Below are 25,469 nucleotides of genomic sequence, written 5' to 3' on the forward strand. Positions count from 1 at the left end.
TTGGGAGCACTAGCTTCCCAGCTCCACGATGATATCCGCGCCAGATTATCCTTAAAAGCCCCAAAGCAACTAGGTGCTATTTTTTGTATCAGGTTACTAATCTGGCCGATAGACCGTTTTTGTCATCACGTTCATTGGCGTTGCAAACTTGGTTATGGCTATACAGCCTTAAAAGCTTGGCGGTGGTACAACACCGCCCAAGCTATTCTTGCTAGCTTATTGGCAAGTGCGACTACCACTACATTAAACGGCTTTGTTGCTCGTAAATTGACTAACCAATCTCCAAACACTTTTCCTGTTGTTTCTATCCTAGATAGCACGGACCTCGCTCCATGTATAAATAGAGCGCGAAGGTGTTTGTTCCCTCGTTTACTCATGCCTAATAACTTTGATTTGCCACCCGTTGAATACTGCCTTGGAACGAGCCCTAGCCATGCTGCCATCTCGCGACCTCCACCAAAGTTTGAAGGAGAACTGATATTGGCCACACACAACGTTGCTGTTAAATCACCAATACCAGGAATACTCTTCAAAAGTTCGGCATTTTCATTATTTTCAGTAATCGCTTTCAGTTTTCTATCTTGAGTAGATACTTGCTCATTTAGGTATTTATAGTGCTCATGAATCGAGAGCAACTCAGCGACCAGACTCGGTGGTAACTTTATATCTTGCTCGGCCAACCACTGAAATAGCGCTTTCATCTTGGCATGGCCTTTAGGAAAACTCAGCCCAAACTCAAGTAGTATTGCTCCAATTCGGCTCATACAAGCCGTTCGTTCTTTGATATAACCATCCCTCACTCGATGGATAGCTGCGATTACCTGAGCTTCCTCTGACTTGGCAGAGACAAATCTCATGCTTGGTCGACTCGCTGCTTCTGCTATCGCAGCCGCATCAATAAAGTCGTTCTTATTACCTTTGACGTAAGGTTTTACATATTGAGGCGGGATAAGTCGAACTCGATGCCCATAGGCTTCACACTTTCTCGCAAGCCAGTGAGCACCACCACAGGCTTCAAAAGCGATGATGGTAGGTTCAAGTACAGATAAGAAACGGAGTAGTTGGCTTCGACTAAACTTACGGCGAATAACGTCTTTGCCAGTGTGATTGTTGCCAACCGCATGAAAGCAGTGCTTGCCTAAATCGATACCTAAGATGTGAATGGTAGACATATGTTTCACCTCGTTCTGAGAGCCTACTCTAAGCGTAGGGCTTGAGAGTGAGGCGGACCATATAATTAGCGCTGAGAAATCAGCGCTTTTTTTGATTATTCGTTCGCTTAAGCTTAAGCGACGAGGATGTTCTTAAGCTCGTTCAACGATTCCACCGTGTAGCTTGGTGCAATACGCTCATCCACACTCGCACCTGTGGTGTTCAACCAACACGTTTCAATACCAAAGTTGTTACCGCCCAAGATATCGGAATGCAGGTTATCGCCCACCATCAATACGCGCGTCTTACATGGGTTGCCCATTTGCGTCATCGCGTATTCAAAAATACCCAGATCCGGCTTAGCAATACCAACTTGCTCAGAAATCACCACTTGCTCGAAGTAATCGCTCATACCTGTACGTTCTAGGCGAATCGCTTGCAGTTCAGTAAAACCATTGGTGATGATGCCCATTTTGGCTTTACCTTGCAGCGCTTCCATCAACTCTTTCGCACCCGGCAACAAAGTACAGATATCTGCCATCGCTTCTAAGAATGCAGTGTTGAGATCTGCCGTTGTGGTATTGAGCTTTTCGGCCCACTCAGTAAAGCGTTTGTGCTTGAGCTCATCTGCCGTCACTTTACCATCTTGGTAATCTACCCAAAGTGGCTTGTTGACCGTTTGGTAGTGCGCAAAATCTTGCTCGGTGAAATCTACGCCTTTGCGAGAAAACATCAGCTGCAAACCTTTGAAGGCATCAAAGTGAAACAAGGTTTCGTCAGCGTCAAACAAGATCCAATCGTATTTCATTTTCTTCTTTCCAATATCCAGGTCGTTTTCTGCCGCATAGTCTAATTGTTTTCTTCTTGAAGATAATATCTATAATTGGAAAATGATTGTATCGTTTTTCTCAACAATAAAATTAATAATAGATAACCCCCAATAACCTAGGAGCACGCCGTGAATGCCATTGCGTCACTGCCAGTATTTGTCGCTGTCGTCGAATGCGGCAGCTTTTCCCTTGCCGCCAAGCAGTTAAACCTGACTAAATCGGCGATAAGCAAACGCATAAACCAACTCGAAGATGACCTCGGCATTCGCTTGCTTAATCGAACCACAAGAAAGCTCAGCCTAACCGAAGCTGGACGCCGATACTTCGAGTACGCTTCACAAGCAGTGAATCTTGCTCAACAAGGCGTCGATGCTGTTTCTGAACTGCAAGGCTCACCGCAAGGCCGGCTCAAAATCACCGCACCGATGTCTTTTGGCGTTTTACACGTTGCACCACTTATCAGCGAATTTCTTGCACGTTACCCGAAAATTGAGGTCGATTTACAGCTAGAAGACGCCATGGTGGATTTGGTTGAACAAGGCTTTGATTTGGGGATTCGCATTGGCGAACTTGCGATTTCTAACCTTGTCGCTAAGCGCCTTGCTCCGTGTAAAAGCGTGCTGTGTGCCTCTCCCGAATACCTAGAAGAGTTTGGCGTACCAACCAAACCAAGCGACTTGGTGACACACAACTGTTTGCGTTATTCGTATTTCCGAGGCGGCGTCGAGTGGATGTTTATCAACAGCGGTAGCGAGTATAAAGTGCTACCCAAAGGCAACTTTGTGGTCAACAACAGCGAAGCGATTCGCCAATTGCTATTAAGAGGCTCTGGCATAGCGCAATTACCAACTTTCATCGCCGCGAAAGACTTTGCAGCCGGTAACTTAAAACCGCTGATGGAAGAATTCTCTCTCCCAGAGCATGCCATCTATGCTGTGTTTCCAGAACGCAAACACATGCCATTGAAAGTACGTGTGTTTATTGACTTCATCAGCGAAAAGCTCGGCACCGATACACCGTACTGGGATCGCTATTGATAGGTTCTAATGCTCCATCACATTTGATGCAATAACATTTAGTTAATCTAATGTTTCATTTTTAACAGGTGCGCAACCAGCATTGGAGCGCTAACTTAAGTAGCACGTCAACCACACCGGAGTGTGAAGCTATGAAAGTACTGATTCAATACACCCAAGCGGGTAAATATCGTGACCAAGCGTGGGAATCGCTGACGCTAAAAGCAAAAGGCGAGATTCAAGCCGTAACGCCCTCTTACGCAGCTCAGCTTATCGAGCAAAACAAAGCGACGCTTGTAATGACGGAAGACGAGCAAGTGATCTTCCATTCTTAAAAAACATCGATAAAAATGAGCTCTACACCCGAGCTCATTTTTTTGATTAGTAGGAGAGTTACTACGCTCAATCTTGAATGATTTTATTGCCGCAGTTTTCGCAGATTAGATGACGAGAGAAGTCATCCATAGAAGCAAGGAAAGCACCAAATACTGTGCTTTTTAGAAAGCCAGAAATGAACTCCTTCTTACTGCGATTCTTATCTCCCTCAAAAGCACTTTTCTTTCTGACCAACACCACGACATGATGCGTTTCCACACCACACGAAGGACACATAACAACTTCCGTCTTATTTGACATATCAACCCCTAAACTTCAAACGGGTGAATTCATTCTCGTTAAAAACGTCATAGCTTTCGATATAAGCACTTGAGATTTATAAATTAATGAAACCGATATGTAAACAAGCGCTTATTGATTATGGGAATAAGCGCCGTGAGTATGTGTGATTACTCGTCCTCGTTTAAGCGACGAATCAATTTGGCAGGCGTACCGCCATATAGACAATCTGGTGGAACATCGCTGTTTACCACTGAGTTAGCGGCAATGACTGAGCGAGCACCAATGGTTACCCCTTGGTTGATCACCGAGTTGCCACCAATCCAGACACTATCTTCAATTATGATTGGCTTACAAAACGTTTCCCACTTAAGTCGGCTACGGTAATCCAACGAATGTGATGCCGTGTAAAGTTGCACACTAGGGCCAATAAGTACGTGGCTACCAATGGTGATTTTGGCTCCATCAAGCATGACGACATTCATGTTGATGAAGGTCTCTTCACCGATTTCAATCGTCTTACCAAACTCACAATGGAATGGCGCTCGGATCATACTCATCCCAACTTTACCAAACAGATCCTTTTGCAAAGCATCACGTTGAGACTCATCGGTATTGTTATTGAAGGCCTTCAACGCATGAGTTGCGTGAGTACGGATCGCTTCGATCTCTTCGTCTGTACCGTTAAACACTTGGCCAGACATCATTTTTTCTAATTCAGTCACTGGATCATTCCTACAACTTTTGACCACGATAGATTAGCGTAAAAGAGGAATAAAAAAAGAGAAAAGCACGGGCTTTTCTCTTTCCTATTTTGTCGTTGTATCACGTCGGGGTTATACGATTTCCCAGCTGTGAGTCATCTCAACGCCTTCGCCCAACATCAGACATACTGAGCAGTATTTTTCTAATGAGTCCGCCGCCACTTTAGCTACGATTTCTGGGTCCAGTGTTTCACCAGAGACTTCAAAGTGAATGTTCACCTGAGTGAAGATACGTGGAGCCGTTTCACGGCGTTCCGTGGTGAGTTTCGCGTTGACAGAAGCCACTTTCTGACCTGCTGTTTTTAGACCATCAACAACGTCCACAGAGCTACAACCACCAGCAGCCATCAATACCATTTCCATTGGGCTTGGTGCCGTTGCACCGCCATTGCCATCCATCACGACTGAGTGACCAGATTGAGACTGACCGAGGAATTTAAAGTCTTCGACCCATTTTACTTCTGCTTGCATGGTTTCCCTCATTATTGCTTTTGCCTCATCGGAAACCTTCTACCAATGAGCGCTTGTTTCGTGCCGTTACTGTAGCCCTGTTGTGAGAAAGGGCAAAGAATTTTTCGTAATCACTGCAATTTTTTCGCTCTTACTTCTGTCTTCTTACGTAACATTCATTGAGAAAAATGACGTTTGAGGAAGTTATGAAGAAAGTATCTAAGCTATTGGTGGGCTTCTCATTCACACTCCCTGTACTGTTCATCTTGCTAAGTAAAACAGGTACGGCCGATACCATGGATAAGATGAACGCATCTGGTAAAACTGACATCGCAACACTCGCAGGTGGCTGCTTCTGGTGTACGGAATCAGATTTAGAACAATTGCCCGGCGTGTTAGACGTTGTCTCTGGTTACTCAGGTGGTGATTTAGAAAACCCAACTTATCGACAAGTCTCTTCTGGTAAATCAGGCCATATTGAAGTGATTGAGGTGAAGTACGATCCTGCTTTCGTGAACTACGAACAAGTGCTGGACTACTTCTTCCGCCATATCGACCCGACTGACGACAAAGGCTCATTCGTCGACCGTGGTCCTCAATATCGCCCGGCGATCTTCTATCATAATGCGGAGCAAAAGCAGATAGCTGAGCAGTTTATGATGGAAATCGACAAGGCGATGATCTATCCAAAACCGTTGAAAACAGAACTGATCGAGTTTGAAAAGTTCTACCCTGCGGAGTCGTACCATCAGGATTACTACAAGAATAGTAGCCTGAAGTACAAATACTACCGCTACGCATCAGGTCGCGATAAGTACCTCGACGAAGTGTTTGGTGAAGATCGTAAAGACAACCCAAAAACACTGCGTGAACTTATCAACGAAAAAGAGTTGGTGACGAAAGTGAAGGTATACGAGAAACCTTCAGACAAAGAAATCAAAGCTAAATTGACTGAGCTTCAATACTACGTGACACAAGAAGAAGGTACAGAGCGCCCTTTCAACAACAAGTATTGGGACAACAAAGAAGCAGGCATTTACGTTGATATCGTCACTGGTGAGCCATTGTTCTCGTCAACGGATAAGTACAAATCGGGTACAGGTTGGCCAAGCTTTACGAGACCAATTAACCCAGGCTACATCGTAGAGAAAACCGACTTTAAACTGGTTTATCCACGCACAGAGATCCGCAGTAAGTTTGGTGATTCGCATATTGGTCATGTATTTAAAGATGGTCCTAAGCCAACGGGATTACGTTACTGCATGAACTCAGCCGCAATGGAGTTTGTACCAGCGAACAAGATGGCGAGTTTAGGCTACGGCGATTATCTGTACCTATTTGATAAGTAGCTAGTTGTAACCAAATTAGGAGTGAACATTCAGCGCAATGAAAGGTTTTAAATCCAACCTTCCCATGAAAGTCTGTCCGGTCTGTCAGCGCCCATTTTCTTGGAGAAAGAAGTGGGCGCGAAATTGGGAGGAAATCGTTTATTGTTCTGAGCGTTGCCGAAGAAATAAATCAACGAAAACGTAGGTCACTCCAACCCTCTATAGAAAACGCTATTTCCTTTGTAATAACGTTTGTACGTGTTCTTTTACCAAGGCAATAACGTCCCATCATAAGCCCAAAACGCCCCGCTATCTTGCGGGGTCGCTTTTTCTATCAAGCCTAATAAATCCTTTGCGACTCGCTCTGGTGTAAACAGCTTTCCCTCTGGCACATTGGTTTGAAAAGGTGCCGACAAAGCAGTGTCCGTAGTACCTGGATGAAGTGAAAGCACCGTGCCATGTTTGACCATTCTTTGCCATTCGATCGACATGGTTTTGAGGAACATGTTTAATGCGGCTTTCGATGCACGATAGCTGTACCAACCACCGAGCTGGTTATCGCTAATGCTGCCAACTTTGGCCGAAATGGTCGCAAATTTAGGTGCAGTACTGCGTTTTAGTTTGGGCGTGAAGTATTTCGCCAACAGCAAACTTGGCAAAGTATTAACCGTGATGGTTTGCTGAAAAAAGTCTGCGTCGAGCGAGTTAAGATTCTTCTCTGGGCCTTTCTCTTGGGTGTGCAACATACCAACGCAGTTCACCAACCAATCGACATGTTCAATGTGCTCACTGAACGCTTTTACCTGCTCGTCTTGCGATACATCCACTTGATACCAAATTACATTTGGGTGTTGCCAATCTGGTTGCAGCTTACGATAAGTGGCATGCACACGAGCTTGAGGGAACCGCAAAGTGGCTTCTTGAACCATCGCTAAACCAATGCCACCGTTGCCACCAACAATCAGGATGTCCATCACAAGCTCTCCAAGTTTTTCATATAATGCTCTGCGGTTTGTAATATCGCATTCCGCTTTTCTTCTTCCATATTGTCCCAAGAACGAAAAATCATTCCGATACGTGGATTGGTTGCGAGACGTTTATCGTGCTTGTTCATAAAGCGCCAATAAAGACTGTTAAACGGACACGATCCTTCCCCGCTCCTCGCCTTATTGTCGTAATGGCAGCCCTTACAGTAATCGCTCATTTTATTGATGTAAGAACCGCTCGCTGCATAGGGCTTGGTACCAACAATGCCGCCGTCCGCAAACAATGCCATGCCGCGTGTGTTAGGCATTTCGACCCATTCAATCGCATCAACATAGATACCGAGATACCACTCATCCACTTGGTCTGGGTCGATTTCGGTTAGCAAACAAAAATTACCAGTGACCATCAAGCGTTGGATGTGGTGTGCGTAGGCATAATCGAGGGACTGACCAATCGCATTATGCATACAAGCCATTTTGGTTTCGCCATTCCAAAAGAAGTCCGGCAACTTTCTTTCTGCGTCCAACTCGTTCTTTTTCGGGTAATGAGGCATGTTCGCCCAATAGACGCCTCGGATGTACTCTCGCCATCCTAAGATTTGGCGAATAAACCCTTCGACTTGAGAAATGTCGATGTCCGCGTTGGAATGAAATGCCTTGAGTGATGCATCAATGACTTCTCTCGGGTGCAGCAATTTGCTGTTGAGCGAGAATGAAATTCGGCTGTGATACAAGCTCCATTTAGCATCGTGCTGACCTGTCATGGCGTCTTGAAAACGGCCGAACAACGGTAGACAGACTTGGCAGAAATGCGCGAGTAAAGACAAGCTTTGCGCGCGATTAATCGGCCACAACAAGTCCCCTTCGAGATTTCCGATGGTTTTGATGTCATGTTCTGCCAACCGCTCAAGAATGCCGCGGACGTCGGTACTGAACATCAAAGGTTGTGGCAGTTGTTCAATGTCTTTGGCTTTGAGCTTGTTACGATTATTGGCATCGTAATTCCATTTTCCGCCGACGGGTTTTCCGTCTTGCATTAAGATGTCGAAGCGCTTTCGCATCCGGCGGTAGAAGTGCTCCATCATAATGTGTTTGCCTTGAGGAAACTGCGATTCTATTTCTTCAAACGGCAACAAAAAGTGTTCCGAATCGACACAACCCGCCACAACCCCATCAAGCTTTAGTTTGGCTAACTGCTCTAGTAAACGGTATTCATCGGGGCGTTGATATTCAAACTTACTTGCACCAACCTCGCTCACGTAGTGTTGCAAGACTTGCTCAAGATCGTCGAAGGATTGTGTGTCATCCAACGTGAGATGCAAAACTTGATGCCCCTCGCTCTGACGCTCTTTCGCAAACTGTTCCATTGCAGAAAAGAACGCACAAACTTTCTGAATATGGTGCGTGGCGTAAGTATTCTCTTGCTTGAGCTCCGCAATCAGGTAAAGCACTTGCTCATCCGGTTGCTGAAACCAAGAGTGCTTACTGTTGAGTTGATCGCCCAAGATCAATCGTACGGTTTCAAATTGCATTACGGTTTCTCCGATGACGAAGCTTTGTCACTACTGCCCATCACAATCGGCCAATCGACCATGTCTACACTATCCAAATGCGCGCCAGCGCAACGACCTTGCCACCTATCGATGAACTCCATGTGCGGATCGTACATTTCGGTTTGCTTTTCGAGGTTGAATTGTCGTGAACCACGCGGGTCAGCACCGACGCCCGCTAGGTATTGCCAATTTCCCCAGTTTGATGCCACATCGTAATCAACCAGTTGTGACTCAAAGTACGCCGCGCCATAACGCCAATCAAGGCCAAGCTCATGCACCAAACAACTGGCGACTAACTGTCTACCACGATTCGACATATAACCGGTTTCATTAAGCTGGTGCATACACGCGTTCACGATAGGAAATGGCGTTTCACCTTTCTTCCATTGCTGGAAACGGTGCGCGTAAAAGCTGGTGAGTGGTGCTTGATTTTGGATGCCACCAAATCGGAAGAACTGCCGCTTGTATCGACGGGCATACCAATAAAAGTATTCACGCCAAAGCAGTTCGAAGTAAATCCAGTAGGTTGAATCATTTGCACCATTCGCGGCTTCATAACGTTTAAGCATGGCATCAATGGTTTTCGGAGAAAGACACCCATGAGCTAACCAAGGAGAGAACTTGGTGGAGTAATCCATACCATCTAAACCGTTGCGCGTTTGTTTGTATTCACTCGCTAATGTTGAGGCAAAATACTGACGACAATGTTCAAGCCCTGCTCGCTCACCACCAGTAAACAGGCTTGGCTGGACATCTCGGGTCAAACTCAACGTCGGCAGTACGAGTTCGTCTGGCAGTGAAGGCAACGTTGTTACTGCTTCTACAGGTTCAGTTAGAGCAAGGTTCTCAACCTTTTTTCGGAACTTGGTGAAGGTGTCAGAAAGCGCTTCAAGCTCAAACGGTAAATCTTCGACACAGAACAAGCTGCGAACTTCACTTTGGACAACAGCCAAATGCGGCGCTTGTGCTTGAATCTTATCGACAACATCTTGCTCATCTGATCCAGAGACCGCATCTACAAAGAGATGGGTCACATCAAGCTTGTCAGTAACATATTTGATTGCTTGGTAAGGAGGTAAGTCAACGACCTGTAGACGTTGATTAAGTGCATTCAATGACAAGCTGAGGCAATGCAGTGACTCGTCCAAAAACTGTTGTTTGGCGGACCCAAATTCCGGAGTTTGTGCGTATTGCTTTAGGTAGGGCGACATTTTTGGATAGCAGTATATACAAATGAGCTCTTCGACCTCAGCAGAGGCTCGGAGCAGGAGCGGATTGTCATGCAATCTCAAATCGTTGGTGAACCAATACAATCCTATAGTCTTGTTCAAGTGACGCTCCTTACTACTCTATTCTGTTATGCGCATGCCAAGTTTTACGCATCACCATTGGTCACGATCATCGCATCATTTAGATTGCTGAAATCTTCATCAAACAAACTTCTTTAGTAAACAAAATGTTATGGATAAATTTATAAGTTATGAAAGATTAAGTAATAATTCATGAAACCGTTTGATTATTCGCTCAAGTTTTTTAAAAAAACCGTACAAAAATGACAAAAATTAAAGCGATATTGTTTTATATCCGTTACCCTTAGCCCAATTGCATTTTGCTTGTAACACCGCAGAAATGACCGACGAATTTAAAAAATCGACCGCTAATTTAAAAAAAGCGGTGCCCTTAATGATCAAAAACCACGTAGCGGCAACACCAGCCAACTACGCGCTTTGGTATACCTACGTAGATAAGACCATTCCAGAGTTGAACCAAGAAATGGATATGGTTCTGGAAAATTACGACGTATGCCCTCCTGCTATGCACAAACTGCTCTACAACAACTATGTAGCAAGCAAAGCAGAGACCAGCATAGAAGATCTTAAAACCAACGTAGAAGTGCTGTTGGGTGAGGTCTCCAGCTCTATGACAGACACCATCACTGATACGTCCTCCTTTTCTGACATGGTCGACAAAAGCTTTAATAAGCTAGAGAAAGTCGAAGACAGCAGCCTCAGCATTGAAGAAGTCATGAATGTTGTACGACAGCTTGTTGTTGAGTCTCGTGAAATTCGCCATTCAACCAAGTTTCTCAACAGCCAACTGACCAATGCGAGCGAAGAAATTTCTCGTCTCAAAAATCAGCTTGCTGAAGTACAGAAAGACGCCTTATTTGACGGCCTCTCCAAGCTGTATAATCGTCGTGCCTTCGATAACGACCTACGTATGCTGATTGACAGCAAACAGGCAATGACACTGATTATGCTTGATATCGACCATTTCAAAGCATTTAACGACAATTATGGTCACTTATTCGGTGATACGGTGATCAAAGCGATTGCGCGTCGCTTACAACAAAGCTGTCGAGATGGCATCAGTGCCTACCGTTTTGGTGGAGAAGAGTTTGCGGTGATTGTGCCAAACAAATCATTGAGAATCTCTCGTCAATACGCGGATACGTTGAGACGAATGATTGAGAAGTTGCGTGTCCGCGACAAACGCTCAGGTAGCCAAGTGCACAGTATTACTGCCTCGTTTGGAGTTGCGGAATTTGAAATCGGCGACACGCCAGAAAGCTTGGTCAACAAAGCCGACAAACAACTTTATGAGGCGAAGCAACTCGGCCGCAACCGTGTCATGCCGCTGTAAGACTGATTTCCCGGTAAATAAAACACTCAAACAAAACCCCAAGCACGTGCTTGGGGTTTTGCTTTCTTGGGCTGGATCGTTATTTTTTCGCTTCTTAAAGCATCAGTCAATGCTGTAGCAGTAACTTAAGAAGTAATCTTCACCGTTTTTCGCGGTAAATTCTTTATCTTCACTGCACGCCATTGGTTTGCCTTTTTTGTCGCCTTTGATCAAGCTGATCCAATGACGCATGGCTGTTGGGGCGTTACCCGTCAGCTCAGGGCTAAACGTGGTACGGGTTTCTAGTTGGATATCGTCGATGTCCATCAACTCAACACAACCGGTGCCTTTGTGACAACCAAACAGCACTTCAGCGTGGCTTCCAGATTCGTCTTTAAACAGAATCGATTTCGGATCTTCTTTCTCACCAGTGTACGCTACGAAGTGCTTTGGACTTTTAAGGCCACTGTGCGTACCGTCTTTGAAGTAAGCCATTACATGTCGGTAGTCGATAACGTAACTGGATACATCTTGGTGTGACCCATTCTCTAGTGGGAACATTCGGTCTAGTAGTTGCTTCGCCTTAATTTGCTTTTCGCTTTGCTGCTCAGCACTTACCGCCTCGACGGCAAATACGGCTTCAGCGATAATTGGGCGTTGTTGTTCTTGGATGTCTTTTTTATCGAAGTTCAGCATATTCATCGTCGTTTCCTCTCACTTAAACACTCTTCTTAGAGTAAAAACTTAAAACCTCTGTTTAAGTTTCAGGCAAATTTGTGAAGTTGATGGTTAATTTCCTTGCCTGCTCAGTATGTAGACTAGCGAAATATTGACTACAATTTCACAACAAAAATTTTACAATGTGAATTTTACAAAATGTCTGTGTCAAAAAGTCTTATCCGCCAATCTCATTTCTTGGGTACGAAAATTCGCAACCTAAGGAAAAACAACCATTTAACGATGGAGGATTTGTCTGCGCGTTGTGTAAGGATCAATCCTGAATACGCGCCGTCGGTTTCTTATCTGTCGATGATCGAACGTGGAAAACGCGTACCGAGCATCGATATGTTGGAAGTGATCGCCGAAGTTTTCCAAAAAGAACCCGCTTGGTTTTTGGACGATGAGCCAGAGCTAGAGGCCATCACGCCAAATAAAGGCAACCGTGGCGGCATTAACGGGATGGCGCTCGAACCCAGCTTCCTGTTCTCTAACGATATCTTGCAAATCGCGATACCAGAAATGCTCTCCCAAACTGGTATCACAGGGCGGCAGTTTGCTCATCTATTGATTCGAGCACACCAAGAAAACCACCAAAACCACTTCCCAGACTTAGAACGGGCAGCAGAAGAAGTGGGCTTAAAGCGACTTAATCTGTCAGTGGAAGATCTGATCGACATTGCGAAAAGCATGGGGTTGGATATTCGTTGGGTAGACCGCGCACCACAAGATGTGATTGATGAGCTTGGCGTGAGTGCAAAGCAGTTGATCACGTCGTTTATGGAAGCGCCAGGGACGATTTACCTCAACAAACGCATGCGTGATTACCCAACACGTTTGAAGTACGACTTAGCCGTGTACATCGGCCATCGGGTGCTGCACAGCAGTGATGGTATGAGTAACGTGCTGTCTATTGGGCATCAGAACAACTGGGAGCAAAGTGGCTCGCAGGTTTCAAACTCTGAGCTCAACTCACAAGACATTCTGCAAGCATGGCGCGATTTTGAGTCGAGCTTCTTTGCTGGCGCCTTGCTTTGCCCTAAAGTGCCATTTCGCCAGTTGCTCGATCGCTCAGGTTATGAAATCGATGTTCACAAAAAAGCGGGCGTCTCCCCTTCTGTCGCAATGCGCCGCATGACGGTGGTATCGCCGTACCCACATTGGCATTACTTTGATGCTTATGGACCAGGTAAGCTCAAAGCGGTTTATCGTGGTAATGGTATTCCACTCCCTTGGGGGAACATGCGCAAAGTGAATGACCCTTGTCAACACTGGGCAGTCTTCCGTCGTCTGTCACAGCCGCTAGATACCAGCTCAGCACAGATCTCGATTCTCAATGTTGGTAATGAACCACGCATCTACTGTTGTGAATCAGTCAATGTATTTGATCCAGCAGGAAACAATCGCGTGCTTTGTGCTGGCATAGACCTCAACCCGGCTATTTCTGCACAGGGTGGGGATGCGATTGCAATTGCAGAAGAGCTAAAATCGCTGTGTGTCTCTTCAGGGGGCAGCACGGTGATTCCACAGCACATCAAAAAGGATCTGACGACGATAGCTAAGATCCTCAATATCAATTGGATTGAACGAGGAATTCAAACTCAAGCAAGATTGATTTGTTCAAGAGGCGCGGTATGTCCAAGACAACCGAGTTGCTATAACAAGTGTGGTGATTCAGGAGATACTGGAGACGAGGTGCAAGTTCTTGACCTATAGAAAGAAAAAACGCCAATCACAATAAAGGTGATTGGCGGTATATACTTGTGAACAATGTGTATTCACTAACAACGTCAGTTGGCTAGGTGACCCTCGGCTTAATAAGGGTCAATCTGTATAAAGCACGATGCGTGCCAACTTTTAAAACACCATTTTTTCTTCGATCCTGATGCATATTGATGATTTATTGAGCACACATTTTGCAAATCGCATTTGCAAAATGCAAAGAACTGCAAAATATGCTACAGATCGCATTGCTACTAATCCCTTTATCAGCAATAGCCTCGTTGATGAGTACACCCCTTTAAAATGAAAATCAGTCAAAAGCGGGAAGACACTGACTGTGTTTAAAGCACTATTAACGTTTAAGTATTACCCGCCATAATGCTTTTGCTGATACATCCGCTCATCTGCAATTTTCATCATTTGTTCTGGCGATGTCATGACAGGATCAAACATCGCGTAACCCATGCTAGTGCGCAGATAAATCAGTTCTCCGTCATAGATAACTGGTGTGGAGCACAATGCCGTTCTTAACTTTTTCAAAAGTGTTTGGATATTTTCTTCTGTTTTCGGGTTATGGACCACCACCAAAAACTCGTCCCCGCCCATACGTGCGACAATATCAGAGCGACGCAAGCTGCTTTTGATTCGCTCTGCACAAGCAACAAGTACTTTGTCTCCAGCATCATGTCCATGAGTGTCATTGATGTGCTTGAAATGATCTAAATCGATGTTCACAAGAGCGAAGCGATAACGTTTTTTATAACGCTTTGCGATTTCAAACTGATGCTTGTACGACTGCATAAAGTAACGTCGATTTGGCAACTGAGTCAGCTCGTCATGCAGCGCACGGCTATCTGCCACAATGTACAAACGATAAATCACCATCAATGCGATGCTCATCGCTAGTACAATGGGATAACCGACGAGTCGTGCAATATGAAGTCGGTGCCAAGACACTTGTTTTTCCAACTCTCCGTTGGCATAGACCGTAATACTCCAACCGCCATAAGGGAAATGCACTTGCTCTTTGGCATACACTTGGCCGTTTTCGCTCGTTTGACCAAAGAAAACATCGCCAAGTTCGCCACCACTATCATAGCCACGAATCGTCATGTAATAACGATATGAAAACTCGATAACCCCCGTATCTCTCAGCAAACCGTCAAAGTCGATAACGGTACTGATCACGCCCCAATAATCATTGTTTATCGGTGGATCACGAAAGACAGGGACACGCACAATCAACCCTTTCCCACCTTGCACTAGCTCGATAGGGCCAGCGATAAAGATTTCTTCAATTTCCTTAGCTTTTTGAACTTGTACCCATTGTTCTGGCACAGTCCGATAATCCAAGCCAACCACGGCTTCATTCCCTTTTAAGGGAAAGATATGGCTGACCACGTCGTTTTCGGCCATGCCAATCACTGTGATGTGCTTGCTTTTGTTTAGGATTCGATTGGCTGCAAGATTAAGCTTGCGCTCCTCATCTTTAGGCAGCAAAGTAATGAGTGTAGCAAGGGTGCTGGCTTTATAGATATCAGCCATAAGTTCCGCTTCCAAATTGGAACGGAGAATAGAAAGTTGTTCTTTGGCCTCAACTTGAACTCGCTCTTGGTAGAGGCTTTGCTGATTCCGATGTAACAGCTCAATCACCCCAATACACAAGGCAAAAAAAGTGAGAAAGAACAATGCAAAATAGCCCTGCTTTCTGGGTGAATAGCGCATTTGTTCCTCACTATCTCGTCCTGACTACAACGAAACTTATTCATTATTGTTAAAATGCTTATTTACCTTAAGAATAACCAATAGCTATCGTAAAGGTAATAAATATCGACCATTTTTATAAATGAGAAAGGTAAAGTGAGATGCAAGTACAAGGTGATTTATTTAAAAGCTCATTTTGGCAAGAAGTAGCACAGGGCAGAATTTACTATGACCCTAACTTTCTCAGTAACTTAGAAGCTGATCGTTATTTCTCTAACCTTCGCTCTACTCTCCCATGGCAACAAGAGCGCATCACCATGTTCGGCCGCTCAGTACTGCAACCTCGGTTACAAGCTTGGCATGGCGATGTTGCCTATACATATTCAGGGTTAACCATGTCTCCACACCCTTGGACACCGGATCTCAATGAGCTAAAAACGCGCTGTGAAGCCATTGCCAACGTTCAATTCAACTCGGTCTTAGCAAACCTATATCGTCATGGACAGGACTCCATGGGATGGCACCAAGATAATGAGCCAGAGCTTGGTAGAAATCCGGTTATCGCTTCTGTAAACCTTGGCGAAACTCGACGCTTTTTACTGCGGAATTTACATTGTAAAACTCAGCTAGAGTATGAACTTAGCCATGGTGCCTTGTTACTTATGGCAGGAGAACTGCAGCATCATTGGAAACACGCGGTGCCCAAAACGGCAAAACCGAAAGGTGAACGTATCAACCTGACCTTCCGCCATATCGTGACCAACTATTGACTGAGGCATTACATAGCAAAGAAGCATTGATGCTAGGTTTGAATTCTGGGCTTTTTGTGGAATGTAATTATGCGTATCAAACCTCTCAACTTAGCTATCTTGCTCTCTTGTTCGTTGGTCTTTAACGTTCAAGCCGACCAGGACTCACCCGTGTTGAGCTACCCTCAATCTGCACAGTTAATAAAAGATACGTTTGAGTCGCAGCTTTATTCCCTACCAGCATTTAAAGAAGGCCACTTTGGGTTGCGCATGTACCGCCAAACTCTAGATGATAAATACCTTCCTGCGGTGTGGACAGACATGGCTCAAGTCGCCAGCCGTTTGAATCACTTTGCCAGTGATGTGAATACGCCAGAACAAATCATATTGTATTCAGAAAAACGCCTTGCCAATTACCATGACCAAGAAGACGAACGAGGCCAGCGCCGCTATACCGTGACCAAGCATCAACCTGAGTATTTTTATCTAGGGGTCGATTTGCTGGGTGCAATGGCAAGAGCTGACGAATACGGCCTTAAACACAAACACGATAAGACCTTAAGAAGCGTCATTCGACGTTATGATTTCACCAAATACGCGACCGATCCTGAAATGATCGAGGCATGGGCAGCGCAACTGGCCAATCAAGTTTATTGGCTACGCCAACTGGGTGAGCAAGATGTCGTCAATGACTTCACCAAAGCGTTTAAAAGCACCTATCCAGATTCACAGGATAAGAAGTTGTCACCGCAGCAATACAGCAACAAAATCTACGGCATGACACACATTATTTTTGGTGATTCTCAGTACTATCAAAAACAGGTCAATGAATCTGATCATCAATGGATATACGATTACTTCCGCGACAATATCGATACGATTATCTTACGCTCTAAAGAAGATGTGATTGCCGAAGTGGGTATTACGTTTCTTCTTGCGGGGCTAGAGAATGACCCAGTCGTCGAGAAAACACGTCAAGCGATTCAAGGCTCAATCAATCTCGAACAAGGCATGATCCCATCGGTCGATGGCGACTTCGACTTAAAATATGGAGAGCATAGAAATGTCTTGGCTATCATGTTATTGGACTGGAAGGGTGTTCACCAAGCTCCGACGGTTGCCAATCAGCCATTCGCTTTTCAATCGTTACCCTACGGGCTGGTTCCGAAATCGTAATATGGTGCTATTTAAACAATAAGGTTAGACCTTCTGCTTTTTCTGTACTTGTTCATAGCGGACTAAACGAAAATCTTGATAGCCTTCCATCACACTGAGAATCATCGGGTTATCAAAAAACTGTTCACTGGTTCCAACATAAAAGGTGACGCTGCGGCTATAACAGCACTTTTCTAGGAAGCAGTCACTCATAAACTGCTTGAGGCTGCGGTCTCGAATCGGAAAATACACCATCAAACCTCGGCTGATCTCCGCGATATGATTAAGTAATGCGGTTCGAATGGTTTTAGTGAGAAAGACCACACTGATAAGATAAATCGCCCCTTGCTTTAGCTCATACAATACATGACCAACCAACATCTTCTTATAGTAAAAGCAAAACACTTTAGGCTGGGTCAAACATAAGGCATCAAACGTATCTGTGACTGCATTGCCATTTTGCCTGAAATGAGAATCGAAGATCAGCTGTTTGTCGTCCTCGTCCAGCTTATCAAAAGCAACATGACTGCGATGCGTGATTTCATAGTCATACACCGTATTCAGATTTTGGAAATTCACAGGATGTTGCAGTGCTTTTTTGACACTTTTTAGCTCTTGTTCATCATAGTGATAAGGCTGCTGAAAGAAATGAGCAATCCCGAGGCGGCGCAGTAGAGTGGGTTCAATCTTCCCCCTTTCCCACTGGCTCAATGTAGCTTGGTTTAAACTAGAAAAAACACGATGAGCGGAGGAGAGGAGTTCGGCCAACCCATCCTGCGAGTAGTTTGATTTTTTTCGGTAATGCTTCAATGCATTTGCAAAATGAAGACGATCGAACTTCATCCTCTCTCCTAGCCAACTGGGCTCAATATCAATGTGTTATAAATCTTTTAATTAAAATAGATAAGATTTCAGTATTTCGTAAAATGAAAAACACAATAAACCTTACCGGACTTAAATCGTATTCGCTGTAACGTCTTCAGGGTAATTGTCATGCAGTGACGTCAGTGGTTGTTCAAAACCGACTCGACTGCCTTTGGGAATCACGATCAATCCCCCCTCCGTTACGAAAAACCGCTCACTGTCTTTCTCAAATTTCTCACCAATGACTGTCCCTGGAGCGATATGGACATCCTCTTCAATAATGGCACGTGTAATGCGGCTGTTTGCTCCAATCTTACAGCGCGCCATCAATACCGCCTCATGCAACATGCTGTTTCTACCTAAATCACAATCAACCCCAATCACAGAGCGGATAGAGCACGCCCCTTCAATTCGGCAGCCTGAAGCGATATAGCTGTCTTTAATGCGAACTTTAATGCCTCCCGCATCATTACATAAGCTGGATCGCTGCGAGACGACTTCTTTACTAAGCAATGGCTCTGAGCTTTTCTTTTGCGTATCATTTTGCTCAACCAACATCGCCATTTGCACCGACCAATAGTCATCAACACTATTCAAACCATGCCAATACAAAGGGGCTTGGTCTGAATCAACGGCTCCCAAATCGAATATTGCCACTTTGACCTTCTGAACCAGTTTACCAATCACATCACAAGTTAAATCATGTCGTCCGTCTAAGTTTTTTGCATTGGTGAACAAGCCTTTGACTAAGGTCGCACGCTTAAGCACATAGTTCTCGGTAAGCACAAGAGAGAGGCCTGGCTTATTTGGTATCTCTGCAGGTTGTTGTGGCTGGTGCTGAATGCTTGTTACTTGGTTTTGCTCATCCAGTTCCACAACATGATAAGCAGACGCTCGCTCGGTAGGAACTTGAGCTACAACAAGCGTTAACTCAGACGCTTGGATTCTGTGGTATTGCAGCAATGAAGAAAGGTAGCGCCGATGAATTTGTTCTCCACCAACTAACAGCACATGCTCATCAGTCGGACGGTTAATGGCCTCTAGGTTTTGCAGCAAAGCATCCGTCCAATTGTACTGCAACGCAGGCAAAAACTTATTATGGGGGTATGCCGGCTCAAGAATGTCGATGCTCGCTTCGTACTTGCTCCAAGCACGCTTAATGTGTTCATTTAAAGCAGGGCAATGAAATCGACTTAAGACAAGATTACGCTTGATGCCAGATTGAATTAGATTGCTCAACGCAAAGTCAATCAAACGATGGGCACCCGCGAATGGGGTAATAGATTTACAGCACGTTCCTGAGAGCGGCTCGAACCCACCACTCTCCTTATCGGCTAACACGATCGATACTACTTTTGACGTCATGTTTCACTTCCTTGTCTTATTTATAGTTTAGAAAGTAAACGTAAACCGTACGGCAGTACTATTCAATATTGGGGGCAATGTGCTCAAAAAATAATATTACAGAGCAATGTTCTCTTAAATATTTAAGCAATCTCTCATTCAAGCGTTTTATAAACAAAAACCCGCTATGGAAGCGGGTTTTGATTTATTTTTATGTGCGGGCATCCCTTAAAGAGAAATAAAGATACCGGCTAAACAAGCGCTCATTAGGTTTGCTAGGGTACCTGCTGCTACCGCTTTCAGTCCCATATTTGCTACGTCTTTACGACGCTCTGGTGCCATCACACCAATTGAACCAAGTTGAATCGCAATCGAACCGATGTTGGCAAAGCCACACAAAGCAAAAGTAATGATAATTTGCGTGTGCTCAGTCAGTGTCGCTTTATGTTGTACGAAGTCGATAAATGCGACGAATTCGTTCATTACGATTTTCTGACCGATATAAGAGCCCGCTGTAAGTACTTCGTGGCCCGGAACGCCAATCAACCATGCTAGAGGTGCAAATAGGTAACCGAAAATAGCCTGTAGCGTGATGCCAGCAAAACCGAACATTTCACCTAAGTTTTCTAAACCCGTGTTTACCATCGCAATCACACTCACGAAGGCAATAAGCATCGTACCGACCGCAACAGCAACTTTCATACCGCCCATCGCACCGCTTGCTAGCGCATCGATTACGTTGCTTTCTTCTGATTTATCCAGCTCGATGTTGTTGTAATCACTTGGGGTTTGACGCTCAGGCACGATGATTTTTGCCATCAACAAGCTACCTGGTGCTGCCATGAAGCTTGCTGCGATTAGGTATTTCAACTCTACACCTAGACCTGCGTAACCACCCAAAACACTACCTGCGACTGACGCCATACCACCAGCCATTACCGCAAACAGCTCAGAGCGGGTCATGTTTTGTAGAAATGGACGGATAAGAAGTGGTGATTCGCCTTGGGATAGGAAGATGTTACCTGTTGCAACCAATGATTCTGCTTTGCTGGTACCCAAAAACTTTTGGATAGCACCGCCAATAAATTGAATCACTTTTTGCATGATACCCAAGTAGTAAAGGGCAGAGATAAGAGCGCTGAAGAAAATGATGATAGGAAGAACGCGGACAGCAAAGATAAAACCAGTAGAAGCAAGGTCACCAAAGAGGAATTTGATCCCTTCATCAGCAAAACTTAAAAGACCCGCAACACCACTACTCAAACTGGCCAACGCGGCTTGCCCCCAAGGGAAGTAAAGCACTAGAGCAGCAAAACCCATTTGGAGCAACAAAGCACGAGATACGGTTTTCCAATTGATTGAAGAACGGCTCTCTGACAGTAGGAACGCACAACCTAGTAGTGCAACAATACCAAATAAACTAAATAGAACACTCATGAATCAGACCTACTGAACGTTGAAAAAGAAAGAAACGCCAAAGGAATTGGCAAAAGAAAGGGACAACGTGTCGAGTGACAAGGCACTCGTAGATCTAACATGGCGACAGAACGGATAGTTCGACATCTTATTTTTACCTTATACAAGCAATTGAACTTAGCTGGTCCGGTCCGTGGGGTCATTCACTGCTGGAGAGTATTCGACTCATCCCGCTCCATGTGACGGCTTGTATGGGTAAGGGTCCTGAACAACGAACCCTAATTCCCGCTTAAACGGGTCGCAAGTATAGCCATCAAAACGAGAGTTTCATCACATTTATTTACGCAAACGTTCAAGCGTTCATTTTTTGCGCAAGAATGCCAATTTGTGTTCATACTTGTAGTGAAAATAGGGGTATTAAGAGGGGAACGCATGGTGAAACGGCCAAAAACGGACAATAAATGTTCAATCGAACACCAAAGTCCAAAAATGAGTAATTTTGCTCTCGCCAATCTATGGATTTTGGATATACAATTTGGAACGCTTCTTTCCGAAGCCTCTGTGTATTCAGAGCATCATGATGCCGAGATGGTGAAATTGGTAGACACGCTAGCATGAGGTGCTAGTGCCTTAGGTGTGAGGGTTCGAGTCCCTCTCTCGGCACCATTATTCTTCCTATAAGAAATTTAGAGTGTAATGCAAAGTTCTAAGCAGGCAAGACAATCCGCTGATGCTAACCAACTTCTAAGCGAGCTTGCAGTGCACGCCCTATTACACCTGCACTTCAAACTCCATGCGTCCTCGCGACCAATTCCCTTAAAAGAACGTAACGACTTACTGCAAAAATGGCTTAAGCCTAAGCTTAAAAGTAACCGCTACAAACTGATTAAAAAGCCGTTAAAGTCTCTGACTCAACAGGCCAAAGGGGAAAATGGCAACCTTGAAGCTTTGCTTGAACGCTGTGTGGGTGCGAATAAACCGAGCAATCCGCAACCTCACCTCGATAGTTACTTGCTACTGATTAACGAAGTAGAGAAAAAACTCGGTACGACCGTACTGCTCTCGCGTCCTGAAGATGTCGATTTATCACACGACCAGCATGGCTGCTTACTGTGTGTCCTCTCTGACAACTTAAACCAACATTTCGACGACAATAATGCCATGATCGCACCTATTTCGATGCTTTTCCGTGGCCCAATGAGTCAACGTTCACTGTTCTTAGGTAGCATTTATGCCAGCAACACCTTCAATTATGAAGTTCAATATCAAGACGAACAATTTGTACGTATCTCACTCGAGTTAGCGTAAGTTTGATTGATATAAACATACCATTAACGTTGTAAGCCAAGTTCTAAAAGGCCGCGAATTTCGCGGCCTTTTGCTTATCGAAACATAACGTTTTCTCGATCAATCCAGCTCGCGAAAGCGTGCCGTAAAGTGACGAAGTACCGGAGGCTCATAATCAAAGGTGAGTCCCTTTAACTCATGCGAGCGGTTCTTCAATTCAATAATGGCATCGGCGATATAATCCATATGGTCGTTGGTGTAGACGCGACGCGGGATGGTCAAGCGCATCAATTCGAGTTCTGATGCTTTCTGTTCACCCGTTTCCGGATCTCGACCAAGCAACAGTGAACCAATCTCTACTGCACGAATCCCCGCTTCTAAGTACAAAGCATTACACAACACTTGTGCTGGAAATTGATCCGCGGGTATATGAGGTAGGATTTTCGCTGCATCAACAAACACGGCATGACCACCCGTTGGATATTGAATTGGAATGCCACCCTCGCGTAGACGCTCACCCAAGTATTGCACTTGGCTGATGCGGTAGTGAAGGTAATCCTCATCCGCACCTTCATACAGACCACGAGCCAAGGCTTCCATATCACGGCCAGCCATACCACCGTAAGTCACAAAGCCTTCCATCGGTACACATCGTGTTTGAACCGCTTGGAACAGCTCTTGATGATCGCGAATACAACACATACCACCAATGTTTACCATTGGGTCCTTCTTCGCTGACATAGTGAGCATGTCGCCGTATTGGTACATCTCGCGGATGATTTCAAGAATCGATTTGGTCTCGTAGTCCGCTTCGCGTTGCTTGATAAAGTAAGCGTTCTCACAGTAACGAGCCGAATCAATCACCACTGGAATGTCGTACTTGGTTGCGATTTCGTACACGCTGCGCATGTTTTCCATCGACACAGGCTGACCGCCTGAACTGTTACACGTAACCGTTGTGATGATCGCACAGATGTTGTGAGAACCATGCTCTTCAATCGTTGCCACCAGCTTATTAAGGTCAAAGTTCCCCTTCCAGTCGTATGGCGTGGTAGTGTCGAATGCTTCTTCTGTTACCACGTTAATCGCTTTACCGCCATTGAGCTCAATGTGACCCGCTGTGGTGTCGAAGTGGTAATTTGATATAAACACTGGTGTCTCACCACCGCGAACCTGACGCATACGTTCAATCAAGGCTGGGAATAAGATTTGCTCGGCACCACGGCCTTGGTGTGCTGGCACAGTAAGCTTGTAGCCAAAGAAATGCTCTACTGCATCACACAAGTTGTAGTAGTTGCGACTCCCCGCGTAGGACTCATCACCCATCATGATACCTGCCCACTGGTTGTCACTCATGGCACCTGTACCAGAGTCGGTCAGCAGGTCGATATAAACATCATCACTACGAAGAAGAAATGGGTTAAAGCCCGCTTGTTTAAGGGCAACTTCTCGGTCAGCCAAGGTCGTCATTTTGATTGGCTCAACCATTTTGATACGGAACGGTTCTGGGATACGTTTCATTGTTAATTTCCTTATACGCATGACCCTACGCACTTAAGCGAAGAGTAAAACAAACAGATAAATTGCTTTTCAATGCGAGAGCATTGAGGAAATTAACGACCAGAAATTTTACTAAGAAGAGACAGGCAGAAGTCTAGGTTGTACCAGAACGACAGCACCAAACGGCTATCAAGAATATTCTTGACTCTCATCGTCTTCGTCCTCCTGATAAAAAGAAAAGCCAGAAACCCCATGTCCCTGACCTTTTCAATATAGTGCAGTTTTCAATCAAATTTCAGTGAAGCTCACCTCATTTCACGAAGGTCTTGCCCTTTTCATTCTACGCTTAATGCTGCTCTCTTTGACCATGTAGTCGAACAATGGAGCAAACAAGTTGGCAAACAAAATCGCTAGCATGATGCCTTCTGGGTAGGCGGGGTTTAGCACTCGAATAAATATCGTCATCACACCAATCAGAATACCGTAAGCCCATTTACCGCCATTTGTGAAGGCAGCCGATACTGGGTCTGTCGCCATAAAGAAGGTACCAAACGCAACACCACCAATCACAAAGTGCCAGTAAAACGGCATAGAGAACATAGGATTGGTATTCGACCCGATCGCATTAAGCAGTAGCGACGTCACAGCTAAGCCAACAAAGACCCCCGCAACGATTCGCCACGAAGCGATCTTCATAAAGATCAGCACCAGACCTGTAAGCGCGATCAGCAGGGTCGAAACTTCTCCCATAGAACCCGGCAAATTACCGACGAAAGCGTCCATCCAAGAGATAGGCTGGCCTGTCATATTGTTGGTCAAAGCGCTCTGTCCACCTTCGTACCATTGGCTAAGAGGGGTTGCACCAGAGTAGCCATCAGCCGAAACCCAAACGGCACCGCCAGACATATTGGCTGGATAGGCGAAGTACAAGAACGCACGCCCTGCCAATGCGGGATTTAAGAAGTTACGCCCCGTACCACCGAAGATTTCTTTCGCCACCACAATACCAAAAGTGATACCTAACGCGGCTTGCCACAACGGAATGGTGGGCGGGAGAATTAACGCAAACAGAATGGAGCTAACAAAGAAGCCTTCATTCACCTCGTGCTTGCGGACGATAGCAAACAGCACTTCCCAGAACCCACCAACCACAAACACAGTCGCATAGACAGGCAGAAAGTAGGTTGCGCCAACCAACATTTTGCTCGCCCAACCTGCTTGGCTCGCTGCTTCTACTGAGCCCCAAACCCAACTCAGCCCCCAAGAGGCATCGATCGCTTGTTGCGCGGCAACTTGGTCAAGACCATAAAGCAGAGCATCGCTGGATTGCTGACCGATGTTATACATGCCCCAAAACATCGCGGGGAATACAGCTAACCACACCATGATCATGATGCGCTTCAAATCGATGCTGTCTCGAACATGGGTGACGCCGTGGTTCACTTTACCCGGCGTATAAAAAAGGGTTTCAACAGCTTCGAAGAGTGGGTAGAACTTGTGGTATTGGCCTCCCGGTTCAAACTTTGGTGAGACCTTTTCAAAATAATGCTTCAGACTCATAACGTCTCCTCCTCTAAAGAATGTTACGAGCCGCTATCAAAAGCGATCGTTTTTAGCTTGTTTAACTCCCCCATTACGTATTTATTTGTTGGCACAGAAAACCTTACTATTATGTAAACCGTGAAAGGCGTGCTT

The 25,469-nt window shown here is 45.2% G+C and carries 24 protein-coding genes and 1 tRNA gene; 10 read left to right on the plus strand and 15 right to left on the minus strand.

The genetic code is table 11. From position 1 onward, the window contains the following. Nucleotides 1-158: 158 nt before the first annotated feature. Nucleotides 159-1,172 (minus strand): IS110 family RNA-guided transposase, encoded by a 1,014-nt coding sequence (locus C1S73_RS27325; RefSeq protein ID WP_102778931.1) that lies wholly within the window; start codon nt 1,170-1,172, stop codon nt 159-161. A 113-nt stretch (nt 1,173-1,285) separates the two neighbouring features. Beyond that, entirely contained in the window at nt 1,286-1,960 is a 675-nt protein-coding gene (gene yjjG / locus C1S73_RS27330) for a pyrimidine 5'-nucleotidase (protein WP_038868567.1), read from the minus strand. 150 nt (nt 1,961-2,110) lie between these two features. Between yjjG and C1S73_RS27335 the strand changes: the two genes are divergently transcribed. Together C1S73_RS27335 and C1S73_RS27340 are read left to right on the plus strand one after the other, a co-directional pair. Then, the gene (locus C1S73_RS27335) at nt 2,111-3,019 is read left to right on the plus strand and encodes a LysR family transcriptional regulator (protein WP_038868565.1); all 909 of its coding nucleotides are present in this window, start codon (nt 2,111-2,113) and stop codon (nt 3,017-3,019) included. 131 nt (nt 3,020-3,150) lie between these two features. Next, nucleotides 3,151-3,333 (plus strand): hypothetical protein, encoded by a 183-nt coding sequence (locus C1S73_RS27340; protein WP_005445428.1) that lies wholly within the window; start codon nt 3,151-3,153, stop codon nt 3,331-3,333. Between the two features lie 67 nt (nt 3,334-3,400). Here the strand turns inward: C1S73_RS27340 and C1S73_RS27345 are convergent, their stop codons facing one another. From C1S73_RS27345 to C1S73_RS27355, 3 genes are all read right to left on the minus strand, one after another. Further along, nucleotides 3,401-3,634: a hypothetical protein gene (locus C1S73_RS27345; protein WP_038868564.1), complete on the minus strand. Its 234-nt coding sequence runs from the start codon at nt 3,632-3,634 to the stop codon at nt 3,401-3,403. Between the two features lie 149 nt (nt 3,635-3,783). After that, a complete protein-coding gene (locus C1S73_RS27350; RefSeq protein ID WP_038868563.1) occupies nt 3,784-4,338 on the minus strand; it encodes a sugar O-acetyltransferase in 555 nt (184 codons plus the stop codon). Nucleotides 4,339-4,449: 111 nt separating this feature from the next. Next, entirely contained in the window at nt 4,450-4,848 is a 399-nt protein-coding gene (locus C1S73_RS27355; RefSeq protein WP_038868562.1) for an OsmC family protein, read from the minus strand. A 185-nt stretch (nt 4,849-5,033) separates the two neighbouring features. Between C1S73_RS27355 and msrB the strand changes: the two genes are divergently transcribed. Both msrB and C1S73_RS27365 read left to right on the plus strand, forming a co-directional pair. Then, nucleotides 5,034-6,176, plus strand: coding sequence for a peptide-methionine (R)-S-oxide reductase MsrB (gene msrB / locus C1S73_RS27360; RefSeq protein WP_038868576.1), 1,143 nt, complete (start codon nt 5,034-5,036; stop codon nt 6,174-6,176). Between the two features lie 37 nt (nt 6,177-6,213). Further along, nucleotides 6,214-6,360: a DUF2256 domain-containing protein gene (locus C1S73_RS27365; protein WP_005374142.1), complete on the plus strand. Its 147-nt coding sequence runs from the start codon at nt 6,214-6,216 to the stop codon at nt 6,358-6,360. 61 nt (nt 6,361-6,421) lie between these two features. Here the strand turns inward: C1S73_RS27365 and C1S73_RS27370 are convergent, their stop codons facing one another. Genes C1S73_RS27370 through C1S73_RS27380 form a run of 3 tightly spaced genes read right to left on the minus strand, consistent with a single transcriptional unit; the run spans nt 6,422 to nt 10,025 of the window. Continuing rightward, entirely contained in the window at nt 6,422-7,129 is a 708-nt protein-coding gene (locus C1S73_RS27370) for an SDR family oxidoreductase (RefSeq protein WP_038868561.1), read from the minus strand. Continuing rightward, nucleotides 7,129-8,673, minus strand: a complete 1,545-nt coding sequence (locus C1S73_RS27375; protein WP_038868560.1) for a cryptochrome/photolyase family protein — start codon at nt 8,671-8,673, stop codon at nt 7,129-7,131. The genes C1S73_RS27370 and C1S73_RS27375 overlap by 1 nt, the downstream gene beginning before the upstream one ends. After that, entirely contained in the window at nt 8,673-10,025 is a 1,353-nt protein-coding gene (locus C1S73_RS27380; protein ID WP_038868559.1) for a DASH family cryptochrome, read from the minus strand. The genes C1S73_RS27375 and C1S73_RS27380 overlap by 1 nt, the downstream gene beginning before the upstream one ends. Before the next feature lie 298 nt (nt 10,026-10,323). On the opposite strand from C1S73_RS27380, the gene gefA reads away from it, so the two are divergent. Continuing rightward, a complete protein-coding gene (gene gefA, locus C1S73_RS27385; protein ID WP_038868575.1) occupies nt 10,324-11,337 on the plus strand; it encodes a diguanylate cyclase GefA in 1,014 nt (337 codons plus the stop codon). 102 nt (nt 11,338-11,439) lie between these two features. On the opposite strand, the gene C1S73_RS27390 is transcribed toward gefA, so the two are convergent. Continuing rightward, on the minus strand, nt 11,440-12,018 hold the full coding sequence (locus tag C1S73_RS27390; protein WP_038868558.1) for an aldolase/citrate lyase/malate synthase family protein: 579 nt from the start codon (nt 12,016-12,018) through the stop codon (nt 11,440-11,442). Between the two features lie 174 nt (nt 12,019-12,192). Here C1S73_RS27390 and C1S73_RS27395 point away from each other — a divergent pair, with 174 nt between their 5' ends. After that, nucleotides 12,193-13,749, plus strand: coding sequence for a DUF3612 domain-containing protein (locus tag C1S73_RS27395; RefSeq protein ID WP_081634765.1), 1,557 nt, complete (start codon nt 12,193-12,195; stop codon nt 13,747-13,749). A 372-nt stretch (nt 13,750-14,121) separates the two neighbouring features. Here the strand turns inward: C1S73_RS27395 and C1S73_RS27400 are convergent, their stop codons facing one another. Then, complete coding sequence (locus C1S73_RS27400) at nt 14,122-15,480, minus strand: diguanylate cyclase (RefSeq protein ID WP_038868556.1); 1,359 nt, start codon at nt 15,478-15,480, stop codon at nt 14,122-14,124. Between the two features lie 140 nt (nt 15,481-15,620). On the opposite strand from C1S73_RS27400, the gene C1S73_RS27405 reads away from it, so the two are divergent. Beyond that, the gene (locus C1S73_RS27405) at nt 15,621-16,229 is read left to right on the plus strand and encodes an alpha-ketoglutarate-dependent dioxygenase AlkB family protein (protein ID WP_038868554.1); all 609 of its coding nucleotides are present in this window, start codon (nt 15,621-15,623) and stop codon (nt 16,227-16,229) included. 69 nt (nt 16,230-16,298) lie between these two features. Further along, nucleotides 16,299-17,384, plus strand: coding sequence for a DUF3541 domain-containing protein (locus C1S73_RS27410; RefSeq protein ID WP_038868553.1), 1,086 nt, complete (start codon nt 16,299-16,301; stop codon nt 17,382-17,384). A gap of 24 nt (nt 17,385-17,408) precedes the next feature. On the opposite strand, the gene C1S73_RS27415 is transcribed toward C1S73_RS27410, so the two are convergent. The 3 genes from C1S73_RS27415 to C1S73_RS27425 all read right to left on the minus strand — a co-directional run bounded on the left by C1S73_RS27415 (nt 17,409) and on the right by C1S73_RS27425 (nt 21,008). Continuing rightward, on the minus strand, nt 17,409-18,206 hold the full coding sequence (locus C1S73_RS27415; protein ID WP_038868552.1) for a helix-turn-helix domain-containing protein: 798 nt from the start codon (nt 18,204-18,206) through the stop codon (nt 17,409-17,411). A gap of 111 nt (nt 18,207-18,317) precedes the next feature. After that, complete coding sequence (locus C1S73_RS27420; RefSeq protein WP_038868551.1) at nt 18,318-19,592, minus strand: sugar phosphate nucleotidyltransferase; 1,275 nt, start codon at nt 19,590-19,592, stop codon at nt 18,318-18,320. A gap of 207 nt (nt 19,593-19,799) precedes the next feature. Next, on the minus strand, nt 19,800-21,008 hold the full coding sequence (locus C1S73_RS27425) for a NupC/NupG family nucleoside CNT transporter (protein ID WP_038868550.1): 1,209 nt from the start codon (nt 21,006-21,008) through the stop codon (nt 19,800-19,802). 561 nt (nt 21,009-21,569) lie between these two features. Here C1S73_RS27425 and C1S73_RS27435 point away from each other — a divergent pair. Further along, nucleotides 21,570-21,653 (plus strand) — tRNA-Leu (locus tag C1S73_RS27435). Nucleotides 21,654-21,683: 30 nt separating this feature from the next. Beyond that, entirely contained in the window at nt 21,684-22,295 is a 612-nt protein-coding gene (locus C1S73_RS27440) for a DUF2913 family protein (RefSeq protein WP_038868549.1), read from the plus strand. A gap of 99 nt (nt 22,296-22,394) precedes the next feature. Here C1S73_RS27440 and C1S73_RS27445 read toward each other — a convergent pair whose 3' ends face one another. Then, complete coding sequence (locus C1S73_RS27445; protein WP_038868547.1) at nt 22,395-23,795, minus strand: tryptophanase; 1,401 nt, start codon at nt 23,793-23,795, stop codon at nt 22,395-22,397. Between the two features lie 294 nt (nt 23,796-24,089). Next, on the minus strand, nt 24,090-25,334 hold the full coding sequence (locus C1S73_RS27450; protein WP_038868546.1) for an NADH:ubiquinone reductase (Na(+)-transporting) subunit B: 1,245 nt from the start codon (nt 25,332-25,334) through the stop codon (nt 24,090-24,092). Between the last annotated feature and the right edge of the window lie 135 nt (nt 25,335-25,469).

The sequence above is a fragment of the Vibrio jasicida 090810c genome, from assembly GCF_002887615.1.
Lineage (GTDB): Bacteria > Pseudomonadota > Gammaproteobacteria > Enterobacterales > Vibrionaceae > Vibrio > Vibrio jasicida.